This is a genomic window from Halomonas sp. NPDC076908 (assembly GCF_050269715.1).
Classification (GTDB): Bacteria; Pseudomonadota; Gammaproteobacteria; order Pseudomonadales; family Halomonadaceae; genus Vreelandella.
On the sequence record NZ_JBNNIW010000005.1, the window covers coordinates 118829 to 131230 of the forward strand.

At 53.3% G+C, this 12402-nt stretch carries 10 protein-coding genes; 2 read left to right on the top strand and 8 right to left on the bottom strand.

What is annotated here, in order from left to right; all coding sequences use genetic code 11:
• The first annotated feature begins 134 nt into the window (after positions 1-134).
• The gene (gene dauA, locus ACQKE4_RS04610) at positions 135-1886 is read left to right on the top strand and encodes a C4-dicarboxylic acid transporter DauA (RefSeq protein WP_427387110.1); all 1752 of its coding nucleotides are present in this window, start codon (positions 135-137) and stop codon (positions 1884-1886) included.
• A 76-nt stretch (positions 1887-1962) separates the two neighbouring features.
• Here the strand turns inward: dauA and adhP are convergent, their stop codons facing one another.
• Positions 1963-2991, bottom strand: coding sequence for an alcohol dehydrogenase AdhP (adhP, locus tag ACQKE4_RS04615; protein ID WP_427387111.1), 1029 nt, complete (start codon positions 2989-2991; stop codon positions 1963-1965).
• A 141-nt stretch (positions 2992-3132) separates the two neighbouring features.
• Positions 3133-4653 carry an acetaldehyde dehydrogenase ExaC gene (gene exaC / locus ACQKE4_RS04620; protein ID WP_427387112.1) on the bottom strand — a complete coding sequence of 507 codons (1521 nt, stop codon included), beginning with the start codon at positions 4651-4653 and terminating at the stop codon, positions 3133-3135.
• Between the two features lie 116 nt (positions 4654-4769).
• On the opposite strand from exaC, the gene ACQKE4_RS04625 reads away from it, so the two are divergent.
• Positions 4770-5441, top strand: a complete 672-nt coding sequence (locus ACQKE4_RS04625; protein ID WP_427387113.1) for a response regulator — start codon at positions 4770-4772, stop codon at positions 5439-5441.
• Here the strand turns inward: ACQKE4_RS04625 and ACQKE4_RS04630 are convergent.
• The 6 genes from ACQKE4_RS04630 to ACQKE4_RS04655 all read right to left on the bottom strand — a co-directional run bounded on the left by ACQKE4_RS04630 (position 5438) and on the right by ACQKE4_RS04655 (position 12394).
• Positions 5438-6817, bottom strand: a complete 1380-nt coding sequence (locus ACQKE4_RS04630; RefSeq protein ID WP_427387114.1) for a hybrid sensor histidine kinase/response regulator — start codon at positions 6815-6817, stop codon at positions 5438-5440. The genes ACQKE4_RS04625 and ACQKE4_RS04630 overlap by 4 nt on opposite strands.
• A complete protein-coding gene (nosP, locus tag ACQKE4_RS04635; RefSeq protein WP_427387115.1) occupies positions 6786-7976 on the bottom strand; it encodes a nitric oxide-sensing protein NosP in 1191 nt (396 codons plus the stop codon). Before nosP ends, ACQKE4_RS04630 begins: the two co-directional genes overlap by 32 nt.
• Positions 7933-10170, bottom strand: coding sequence for an ATP-binding protein (locus ACQKE4_RS04640; RefSeq protein WP_427387116.1), 2238 nt, complete (start codon positions 10168-10170; stop codon positions 7933-7935). Before ACQKE4_RS04640 ends, nosP begins: the two co-directional genes overlap by 44 nt.
• Positions 10160-10645, bottom strand: coding sequence for a molybdopterin-dependent oxidoreductase (locus tag ACQKE4_RS04645; protein WP_427387117.1), 486 nt, complete (start codon positions 10643-10645; stop codon positions 10160-10162). Before ACQKE4_RS04645 ends, ACQKE4_RS04640 begins: the two co-directional genes overlap by 11 nt.
• Positions 10646-10816: 171 nt before the next feature.
• A complete protein-coding gene (locus tag ACQKE4_RS04650) occupies positions 10817-11641 on the bottom strand; it encodes a DUF2189 domain-containing protein (RefSeq protein ID WP_427387118.1) in 825 nt (274 codons plus the stop codon).
• 324 nt (positions 11642-11965) lie between these two features.
• Positions 11966-12394, bottom strand: a complete 429-nt coding sequence (locus tag ACQKE4_RS04655; RefSeq protein ID WP_427387119.1) for a universal stress protein — start codon at positions 12392-12394, stop codon at positions 11966-11968.
• Positions 12395-12402: the final 8 nt, after the last annotated feature.

Genomic DNA, 12402 nt, shown 5'->3' on the forward strand with positions numbered 1-12402 from the left:
GGCGTTTTTTGTCTGCATGTTCATCGGCATACCGGCCGCTCCACACTTGGCCACGACTAACGCCCAGTTGTGCAACTTTTAACGCAAGCGTACCTTGATGGCTTGTTCTCAAAGGTGCTTAGGAGGCTAATAACATGTCCCGTGCTCATCGTCCCTCGGGTTACGTGTTCCCGGTGCCTGGCAGCGCTTTGCTCAGCGCTTGGCGTGAAGGCTATACGCTGGCCAAACTCAAGCGGGATGTGATGGCGGGGCTGACGATTGGCGTGGTGGCGGTACCGCTTTCCATGGCGCTGGCCATCGCAACCGGCGTGCCACCTCAACATGGGCTTTATACTGCCATCGTAGCGGGCGCGGTGATCGCCTTAACCGGCGGTTCACGATTCAATATCTCCGGCCCTACCGCCGCCTTTGTGGTCATTCTATTCCCCATTGTGGGCAACCACGGCCTGGGCGGGCTGCTAATTGCGACCTTTATGGCAGGCGCCATTTTGGTGGCACTAGGGCTATCAAGACTCGGCAGCCTGATTCAGTACGTACCTTATCCGGTGATTCTCGGTTTTACCGCTGGCATTGGTGTCGTCATTGCGCTATTGCAGTTACCTGATTTTCTCGGCTTAGCGGGGGTCGAACTAGGCGATAGCACGCCGCATAACCTACTACTGATTGGCCAGGCGCTGCCCAGCCTGTCACCGGCGGAGATTAGTGTAGGGCTTGTCACTTTGGCAGCGCTGCTGATCTGGCCCCGCTTGAATACGCCAATTCCTGCCCCTCTGGTGGGTTTGGCGGTGGGCACCCTGGCTGCAGCGCTACTGCTGATGAGTGGCGTTGAAGTCGATACCATCGCCTCACGCTTTAGCTGGGAGTTTGATGGACAAAGCGGCAGCGGCATCCCCCCTTTTGCACCTGGCTTTACCGCTCCGTGGCATTTCCCTGGCGCGGATGGCACCCCGCTTGAGATTAACTTTGCGCTGATACAAGCACTGCTTGGCCCGGCATTGGCAATCGCCTTGCTGGCAGCGATTGAATCGCTGCTGTGTGCCGTGGTGGCAGATGGTTTAACTCGCACCCGCCATGATCCTAACGCCGAGCTAATTGGCCAGGGGCTGGGTAACCTGGTGGTGCCTTTCTTTGGCGGCATTACCGCAACAGCAGCCTTGGCGCGCACTGCGACCAATATCAAAAGCGGGGCCTTTTCACCTGTTGCTGCAGTGGTGCATGCAATCGTGGTGCTACTTGCCGTGGTGGCCCTGGCGGGTGTGCTGGGGTTTGTCCCCATGGCGGCACTGGCAGCACTGCTATTTATTATTGCCTGGAACATGAGCGAGGCGCGCCACTTTGTGCATACACTAAAAAGTGCCCCTGCCAGCGATGTCTCAGTGTTGGTGATCTGCTTTGCCCTAACGGTGATTTTCGACATGGTGATTGCCGTTGCCGTCGGTATTGGCCTTGCGGCGGCGCTATTTATTCGCCGCATGGCCCAGGTGACCCATACCCAGCGCTTAGACCGACCCAATTCTGACCAGCACTTCCCTGCTGACGTAGCGCTCTACAAAATCAGTGGCCCGCTTTTTTTTGGCGCGGCCGAAAAGGCCATTGCCACGCTGCGGGTGATCGATCACGGCGTTCGGGTTGTCGTTTTGGATATGCGCGATGTGCCCAGCCTGGACACCACCGCCATGGTGGCGCTGGACACATTGCGCCGGGAGCTTGGCGAGCAAGGCGTTGGTGTTATATTTGTTGGACTGCCGCCACGTATGGCGCTGAAAATAAAGCGCGCGGGCATTAAACGCGAAGCGAGTAAACTAGCGGTCGTCAGCAACCTTTCCCATGCCGAGCGCATGGCACGCCGCTGGCTGGGTGGTAGAGCTACTGCGAATGCTGGGTAGCAGATAGGGAATGGCAAGCTTGCCATTAAAAAGGGGGAAGCTGCCTCCCCCTTGTATAGCACCCACTAAACAGCTATCAACTCGCCATATCAAGCACGATACGGCCCTCTATTTTGCCGTCGATCATGCGCTGGAAGACATCGTTGATATTGTCCAGCGTATCGGTCGCCACCGTTGCCTTGACCTTGCCTTCAGCGGCGAAGTCCAACGCTTCCTGCAGGTCGAGGCGCGTGCCAACGATGGAGCCGCGAATGGTAATACCGTTGAGCACCGTGCTGAAGATCGGCAGCGGGAAGTCGCCCGGAGGTAGGCCATTAAGCACCAGCGTGCCGCCTCGACGCAGCATGTTTTGCGCCTGGTCAAACGCCTTAGGCGATACTGCGGTGACCAATGCACCGTGAGCGCCGCCGATGGTTTTCTTCAGATAGGCCGCCGGGTCGGTGTTCATGGCGTTAACGGTTACCGTAGCCCCTAGTCGCTCGGCCAAGGCTAGCTTCCCGTCGTCAATATCCACTGCAGCAACGTTTAGGCCCATGGCTTTGGCATACTGCACCGCCATATGGCCCAGGCCACCAATGCCCGAAATTACCACCCATTGGCCGGGGCGGGTATCGGTCATTTTCAAGCCTTTATAAACCGTGACGCCGGCACACAGCACCGGGGCGATTTCGACGAAATCGACAGAATCAGGCAGGCGCCCTACATAGCCTGCATCCGCCAAGGTGTAGTCGGCAAAGCCACCGTTAACGCTATAACCGGTGTTTTGCTGGGATTCGCACAGGGTTTCCCAACCGCCCAAGCAGTGCTCGCAGTAGCCGCAGGCCGAGTATAGCCACGGCACACCGATACGATCGCCTTCTTTGACATGGGAAACGCCCTCCCCCACCGCCACGATATGCCCAACGCCCTCATGGCCGGGAATAAACGGCGGCGAGGGTTTTACCGGCCAATCGCCGTGTGCGGCGTGTAAATCGGTATGGCAAACCCCAGAGGCCGCCACTTTCATCAGTACTTCGCCCTGCTTAGGGCGCGGTACGTCGACTTCTTCTATGGCCAACGGCTGACCAAATTCGCGTACAACCGCCGCGCGCATTGTGCTATCCATGATGCAACTCCTAATGGTTTTCGATACGGCCGTTTAAGAACGGCTCTTATCGGTAGCGTCAGCGTCAGGGGAACTGACAATACCGCCCGGCTTATGCCGAGCGGTGTAGCTAGCTACATAGAATGGGAAAAGCCTGGCAGCTTAGAAGAAGCCCAGTGGGTTGATGTCGTAGCTGACCAGCAGGTTTTTAGTTTGCTGATAATGTTCCAGGGCGACTTTGTGGGTTTCGCGGCCAACGCCGGATTTCTTGTAACCACCGAAGGCCGCATGAGCGGGGTATTGGTGGTAGCAATTGGTCCAGACGCGCCCGGCTTGAATGCCCCGACCCATTCGGAAGGCGACGTTCATATCGCGGCTCCACACGCCAGCGCCCAGACCGAACTCGGTGTCGTTGGCAATCGCCAGCGCTTCTTCTTCATCTTTGAACGTGGTTACTGCCACCACCGGGCCAAAGATTTCCTCCTGGAAAACGCGCATCTGATTGTTACCTTTCAGCAGCGTGGGCTGAATGTAGTAACCATCGTTGATGCTGTCGTCCATGGTTTCTTTATTGCCACCGGTAAGGAACTCAGCCCCTTCATCACGAGCAATATCCATGTACGACATGATCTTATCAAACTGCTCTTGGGACGCCTGCGCGCCCACCTGCACATCGGTATCCAGCGGATTGCCACGCTTGATGGTTTTGGTGCGCTCAATCACCTTGGCCATGAACTCGTCGTACATGCTCTCTTGAATCAGCGCGCGCGAGGGACAAGTACATACTTCACCCTGGTTAAAGAACGCCAATACCAAACCCTCTACCGCTTTATCGATAAAGGTCGGTTCGGCGTTCATAATATCGGCAAAGTAGATATTGGGCGACTTGCCGCCTAGCTCGACGGTGGAGGGAATAATATTTTCCGCCGCGCATTTCAGAATATGCGAGCCAACGGGAGTAGAGCCGGTAAAGGCGATTTTGGCGATGCGCTTGCTGCTCGCCAACGCTTGCCCTGCCTCGGCACCAAAGCCGTTGACGATATTGAGCACGCCCGGCGGAAGCAGGTCGCCAATCAATTCGACGACTTTCAAAATCGATGCTGGCGTTTGCTCGGCAGGTTTGAGCACCACGCAGTTACCCGCCGCAAGTGCAGGTGCCAGCTTCCAAACCGCCATTAGAATCGGGAAGTTCCAGGGGATAATCTGGCCTACTACGCCCAGCGGCTCGTGGAAATGGTAGGACACCGTGTTGGCATCGATATCCGCCGCCGTGCCTTCCTGCGAGCGTATGCAGCCGGCAAAGTAGCGGAAGTGATCAACGGCGAGCGGGAGATCAGCATTGAGGGTTTCGCGCACGGCTTTGCCGTTATCCCAGGTTTCGGCAACGGCCAGGGCTTCAAGATTTTGCTCAATGCGATCGGCAATCTTCAGCAGAATATTGCTGCGCTCTTGAGCGGACGTTTTCCCCCAGGCAGGCGCCGCTTTATGGGCAGCATCGAGCGCTTTATCGATATCTTCTGCGCTAGAACGAGGGATTTCACAAAAAACGTGACCATTGACCGGGCTAATATTGTCAAAGTACTGGCCTTTCACCGGGGCCACAAATTCGCCGCCGATGTAATTGCCATAACGTTTTTCAAATGACACCACAGAACCGGTGTCACCAGGGTTGGCGTAGATCATTGTCATGCTCCTGCGTATTATGATTATTGAAGGTGCTATAACAGTGTTATTCACTAAAGCAAATGGCGATATAGCCCGATGGCAGGAGTATCCCTCATCCCTTGGTAGGAGACGCCATGTATTCCCTGTTGGTAGCAGATGATCACCCGCTGTTCCGCGACGCGCTACAAGCCGTGATTAGCGGTGGCCTGGCCGACAGCCAGCTATTGGAAGCGGATAGCCTTGGCGAAGCGATAAAACTTATTGAGCAGCATGAAGGATTAGATTTACTGCTGTTGGATTTAAGCTTGCCAGATGCAGAGGGGCTTGAAGGGCTAACAACACTGAGGGAAGCATTTCCCTGGCTACCGGTGGCGATTGTGTCTGCTAATCAAGAGCGCCAACTGGTGTTGGATGCCATTACCTTGGGTGCCGTAGGCTATATTCCCAAATCTACGCCTCGAGAAACATTAGTCGCCGCGCTGACGCAGATGCTTGAAGGCCAGCTCTATCTACCCCCCGATGTTATGCGTCGTCCAGTTCCTCGAACCACCTCAGCACCACCCGCCACCACGTCGACCAGCGAGCGCTTAGCGCGTTTAACCGATAAACAGCTCACGGTACTGGGCTGCATGGCGAAAGGCATGTCCAACAAGCATATTGCCCGGGAATTATTGATTGCAGAAACCACCGTCAAAACCCATGTGTCCGCTATTCTGCGTAAGCTAAACGCCACCAGCCGGGTTCATGCGATCGTCATTGCAGGAGAAGAAGATTTAAGCTTCCATCGCGCTAATCGCGCACGCTAGGACTTACTGAGCAGGTTACCGAGTAGCATTCTCAGCCGCAGCGGCTTTAGCGGTTTAAGCAAACAGTGCATGCCCGCTTCACGAGTCGCGCGTTTAATTTCCGCCTCGTGGTTGGCCGTGATCACGACTGCCGCCAAACCCGGGTAACGTCGTTGCAGCCGTGCCGCCAAATCAATACCGGTTTCACGATGCTCGCCCAAGTGATAATCCACCAGCAATACCGCCGGGTGTTCACCGTCACTGGCGGCTTCTAAAGCGCTTACTGTGGCGGCCGCGCGAACACGGCAGCCCCAACTACTCAGTAGCGCCTGCATACCTTCTATAATTGCCAGGTCATCATCAATCACCCATACCACGCAGCCGTGAAGCGGGTCAGGCGCCTCTTCAACCATTAGTGGGTAGCGTTTGCCTGTTAAGCCCGGCATCGCGCTTGGCGCCGCGTAGGGTACGGTGATAGAAAACAGCGCGCCCACACCAGGCCGCGAGGCAAGTGATATCGGTTGTTCGAGCATGGTGCTGATACGATCAACGATGGCGAGCCCAAGCCCTAAGCCACGGCTATGGGCGCTGCTTGGCTGGTTAACACGACGAAACTCCAAAAAAATCGCTTTACGCTGCTGCTCAGGAATACCGGGGCCAGTGTCGCCGACCATAATTTCCAACCCTTCCTTGCGCCGCCGACAGCCCAGCAACACCCTGCCATGCTCGGTATAACGCACTGCGTTACTTAAGAAGTTGCGGATCACTCGCGCCAGCAGCGCTAAATCAGACTCAACGACTACGCTGGAGGGTACATAGTGCATCACCAAACCGCGTACGCTTGCCACTTGGCGATACTCTTCGGCTAGCGCATCAAGCAACGTACTCACCGCAAAGGGGGCTTTATCAGGTTTGAGCACGCCTGCGTCCAAGCGTGAAATATCCACTAGCGTACCAATTAAGCCCTCAACATCTTTCAATGAGCGCCCTATATGGCCGACTAGCATATGCGAGGAGTCAGGGAGAGCGTGGGTTTCTAAAGCGCTGGCAAACAGTCTTGCGGCGTTGAGCGGCTGCAACAGATCATGGCTGACCGCCGCCAAGAATTTCGTTTTGGATAGATTGGCTGCTTCGGCTTCCGCTTTCGCCGCCAGTAAGCGCGTATTCACCTGACCTAACTCATCTAACGCGCGGTGCAGCGCTTCGGTGCGCTCTCGCACCTGCTCAGCTAACAGAACCGAGCGTTCGAACGCTGCATAGGGGGCACCATCGGCGCTACCGCCGGTTTCCACCCGCTCTATTAGCGCTTGGCACACCTTTCGCAGGCGACGATTTTCCTCGCGCAGCGCTATGGGGTCGACCGTGTCAGCATTTGTCGATAACTGGAAGAGATCCAAACGCCACCCCCGTAAACGTTTGATTCACATGCATACCATGATGCTGCTCGCCGTAAGTGTTAAAACCCACCACGCTAGACTGTCGCAACAGCTGTGATGCTTGATCCACCTGCTGCAGCGCTTCAAGCTCCATACGGCGTAAAAAACAGTCGCAGCCAATGATGACGCCAGGGGATCCCAAACGGGCGCTTACTCCGGCAAGCATCGATTCAAGATTGTTCAACAACGGTGCTGACTGCATAGCGGTGAGTACAATACCGTTCTCTACCGCGCAATAAAAACTCAAACTATGGTCGCTATTTACACGCTGAATTGAGCGTACATAGTGCTGCTCACCGATACGTACCGCCAATGGATGATGGGCAAACACGCCAGCACTGAGCTGCTCCGGCGTCACGCCTACCAAGTCAGCATACACCTGAGCGGCAGGCATACCATTGAGTTCGATGACCCGCCGCTGTTCACGATCCGCTTGGGTCACCACCAACTTATAGTGCAACGGGGTCAAATGATGAGTAGAAAACACCTCAAACGGTAGCCGAGTATTGATCATCACCACCACAGCGGCTCGGGTATGAAAGCATCCGTTAATATACACATGAGTATGACTTAAATGATTATCGTCTCCTGCCGAGCCGCCAAAGCTGGGAATACGCCCCAACGCGGCATCTAGGGTAGCGAGTACCTGCTCTTCACGGCTGGACAAACCATCCAGCAGGGTCAACGCAAAGCTGTGCTCGTTGATAGGAGCAAGAGCCTGTCGACGACAACGCTCCAATAGCGTATCTACCAGCGGCTGCGCCTTGGCTAATTCGAAATGGTCGAGATCATCAATCAGCGCGGTTTCAATGGCGAAAAAACGCCTATCAAATCCAATCGCTACTATTGAGCCACGATCATAACCTAGCGGGGTGATTTCACCTGCAGTGGTACATCCACTGAGCGGCGTTGGGAAAAAGTGCTCTTCAAGTGCCTCGGCCAGTGCGGCTAAATCGTACTCCGCACTACAGAAAAACAGCACGAATCCCAAATCGTCATGGCGCAGCGCGAGGGCTAACTCAGCGGCAGCGTGATAAGCATCAGCATGCTGGCTGGCTGCAGTTAGCACCCCGAGTTCAAGCGGGTAAGTGATCACTACGCCATCTCTCAAGTGCTGCATTGGTTTGTGCTGACGTTTGTTTGAGCGAACTGAATACGTCATTTAGCTGAGCTAATGTAGAGTGCTCAACCTTGGCTAAGCTCTCCAGTAGCTTCGCTTGCTCCGCAAGCTGCTCTGCTCCAACGCTTACAGATTCGCCACGCAATTGGTGAGCTAAGCGAATAACGTGATCATATGACAAAGGGGTGGATGATAAGCATGCCGACAACTGTGCGAAGTAATCACTCACTTGCTGATGATAAAGCACAAGCAGCTGGGACAGGCTCGCCTCCCCCAGCGTGTTTCTTAACATATTGAGCGTATCGGTATTAACCATAGAGGCTTCCCCTGGCAATGATGAGCCAGACGATAACAGCCGCAACGGCCCATCTTCCCCAGAAGGAAATAGCTGCAATGCCAGCACGTTGCTTAACGCCGCGAGTGACAGTGGTTTAGTAATATAATCGGTCATACCGGCCGCCAGGCAGCGCTGGCGATCATCCTCTATGCCACCTGCGGTCATGGCGACAATGGGAACGCCGGCCAACCAGCCCCCTTTCTCACGTAAGCGCTGGGTGACCGTTATGCCATCAATATCCGGCAGTTGGATATCCATAAAAATCAGATGCACTTGCTGAGTTTGTGCCATAACTAGCGCCTCATGACCATTCTCAGCGCACACTACAGAGCAACCTAAGCGCGATAATAAACCGACAGCGACTTTGCGATTGACTGCGTTGTCTTCTACTAGCAGCAGTGAGGTACCCGTAAAATCAAGACTGGGAGCCAACGGCAGTGAGGCACTCACAGGGTGCGCCTCCACCAGTGGTAGCCTGCACCAGAAGGTGCTGCCATGAGCTAAACGGCTCTGTACGCCTAGCTGACCATGCATTGCGTCGCATAGCCGCTTACAAATCGCCAGCCCCAAACCAGTGCCTCCAAAACGCCTGGAAACTGACTCATCAGCCTGTTGAAAAGGCTCAAACAGGCGCGCCTGCTGTGGCTCGCTTAATCCGCAGCCAGTATCACTCACTTCAAATATAAGCTCCTCCACTGTAGAAGAAACTCGCACATTAATTTCACCCTGGGCAGTGAACTTGATCGCGTTAGCAATCAGGTTAAGCAGAATCTGCCTTAGGCGGCCTTCATCTACCAATACCCACTCCGGAACCAAAGGGTCTATATTAACCGTGAGTAATAGCCCCTTCATTTTCGCCCGTGGCGCAAATAGCACCACCACGCTATCAATCAATGGCTTTAACGCAGTGGGCGAGGTTTCAAGGGTTAGGTGGCCTGCTTCAATTTTTGAGAAATCAAGAATCTCATTGATCATTGCTAACAGTTGATTGGCACTGTCGTGAATGGTGCGCGCATAGTCCTCGACCTGGGTGAGGCTAACCGATTCACGTAGCAGCTCGCTCATGCCAATAACACCGTTCAATGGCGTGCGGATTTCATGGCTCACCATAGCCAAAAAGTCCGACTTTGCTTGGCTGGCCGCCTGGGCCTGCTCGGCGGTCTCTTCAAGCTTCAGCCCAAGCTGCTCCTGCTGGCGCCTAATGGCTGCGCTTTCGCGCATTTCACGCACCAAAAATATAATCACCAGCAAAGCCGCTAAACTCATGCCGATAATCAGTGACATTAGCAGTTTATAGAGCTGACTAAGCTGGGCACGCTCTTCAGTTGCCGACTCAGCCAAATAACCATTGATGGCAATAACGAGCCTTTCGGTAAGTCGACCTAGCGTCTGTAGTTCAACTTCAAGACCAGCGACCGGTAGCTGCTCAAGCACGCCATAGGGCTCAAACATAGGATCTAGCACATCAAGATGCTGGTGGATTTGTAGCAGCAGCTCACGCGCAGCAGGAATCTCTTGTAACAGAGTGCTAACTTCACCTTCGTTGAGCAGCGTCATCCTGCTATACAACAACTCAAAGCGTAGATTTAGCTCGTCATGCCTGGCGGGGTCTATCTTTTCACGGGAGGCTGCGAGCAAATGGTTCAATAACTGCACCGCATCACGGTCTAATTTGTAGACGACCCAGGCGGTATCTTCGCGTAAACTTTGGGTGAGATTTTCTTGCCGCCATGCCGCCAATGTTGCTACCACTAACGCAGCGGCGAATAACAATACGGCAATGATGGCAACGAGTTTAAACCGGCGTGGATACCGCAATAAGCTGAATGTTGGCGTCGTTGAAGCGCTATCGGACATCAATCTGCATAACCTGCCATACCGCTCTAAAACGTATTTTCTCGCTTAGCATCGCTTCATCTTGGTCAAAAGGATAAAGCACCCATAAAGGGCCATACTCCCGAATGGGTATTGCGGCGTCATCTTTTGCCAGGGCTAAAATAACATCGTAATCGTAAAAATCGCTTACCGGTATTTCAGCCTCATAGCCATTAAGAGCAGCAACATGCACCGTGTCACTGTCACTACCCAGACTTGCCAACAGATCCCGCATTAATGGCCCTCTGTAGTGGCTAGTGCCCTCAGTCCAAGGCGTTCCCGTATCGAACTCATGTTGTGGCAAGGCTTCGAGCATAACGCGATCAAACTGCACCTCATCTGCCACGTTCGTGCGTTCAATATTTCCCGTGACGGTGAGAATGACTGGGCCGCTAGGTATGACCATTTGTGTGCTTGCCTCAGCTAGCCCCGTTAGAGGAGTGATAAGCGTCAGCATGGCCCACCCTATCAACAATGCTTTCACAGTGACCACCTCACAAAAGATTACTCATTGAACCAAACGCTCAAGAGTAAAAAAAGAAGACAGCTTAGAGATTACGCCATCTCCTTTATGAGGTCAGGCCAAATAGTGTTTTTTTCGTAAGCGTCGCGTTATTAACCGTTCACATTAAGTGACGACTTGGCTTTTTTCATAGGGTTCAAAGCGCACTAAGTCTTCATAAGCATGCCAGCTGGCGTGTCCTAACACAGGAAGGATCAGCGCTAAGCCAATATAAAAGGTCATTACCCCCACTAGCACACACACGGTCAAGATGACCGCCCATAGCAGCATGACGCGGAAATTACGCGCAACGCAACGCACACTGGCTTCAATACCTTCCATAAAGGTAAGGTCTTGATCCATAAGGGTAGGGATCGCCACTACGCTAATAGCAAACGCGCCAAAGGCAAGAATACCGCCCGCTACCGTACCGACAGCTAACATCCCCAGTCCTTCCGGTGTGGTTAGTAGTGAGGTGTAGAGCGTGGCAGGACTTGGCACTTCAAAGCCAAAAAAGAGCGCAAATAGCAGGGTGGCTAATCGAATCCAGGCGAGGAAGAAAATCATCATCATCACGCCCATCATCGCTAACTGACCCGCATGAGGTTTCCAGCTCCCAAAAGCATCACCTAAGTTGGGCACTCGCCCACGCTCAAGAGCGCGACTAATACCGTAAGAGCCCACGGCAACAAGGGGCCCAATAAACATAAAGCCCGCAATCATTGGCAATAGCCAATACCAATAACCGAGCGTAAATGCTCCCACCGTAATCGCAATACTAAGACCTACCCAAAACATGCCATAAGAGAGGCTTACCGCCGTTGCATGACGAAAGTCCTCTACGCCCGCAGCTAACCATGCCCTTGGCCGTTCAAAGCCCACCTTATTAATGGTAATTTTCACACTGGGCGCATTTGAATGGTCATTTGTTTTTGTAGTAGCCGCATTCATGGCGTTACTCCTGTTGTTCCTAATAGAGATCCTGATAAATACTCAATTCAGGATTTACCTCAAAGCATCAACCTACTTTTTCAATTCAGATTGAAGGTATTAATGCCAACTTAATGACTTAATACTCTATTAATGTAGCCGACCTGATGTCGCGAGGCGCTCATCGATAGGTTATGCGTACAAAAATTCCTCCACGGGGGGCGAAAGCACCAATTAAATTGTTGGGTTAGCAATTAACGATATACCTAAAAATAAAAAAACTCCGGGTTGTTAATCCGGAGTTTGCGTTGCTAACTGCACCAATAATAGGCAACAACAGTACTTTTAGCGCACGATCATCACTGATACCTTGGCATGATGCACAACGTGCTCAGCGTTAGGACCAAGTACGTAATCAACAAACTTACGCTTCGTGTGGGACGCCATCACGATCAGATCGACATTGAGCTTTTTACCGACCTTAATAATTGCCTCCCACGGCGAACCATCCACTATGACACTCTGCGTTTTTATGTTTTCAGGCACATGCGTTTTAATAAATTCACGCTGCGCCTCCTTAATCACCTCATGCGCCTTTTTGGAGAAGTCTTTGGGAAAATAAGCGCCCACCATGGGCATCTTAAATTCCGGTAGTACCGTCACAATATGAAGTGACGCTCCAAAGGTTTCACATAAGGTGATCGCGGTTGGCAGCGCCTTCACCCACGAAGCCTCTTCATTTAAATCTATAGGCAGTAGAATCTTCTGGTACATCGTGACCA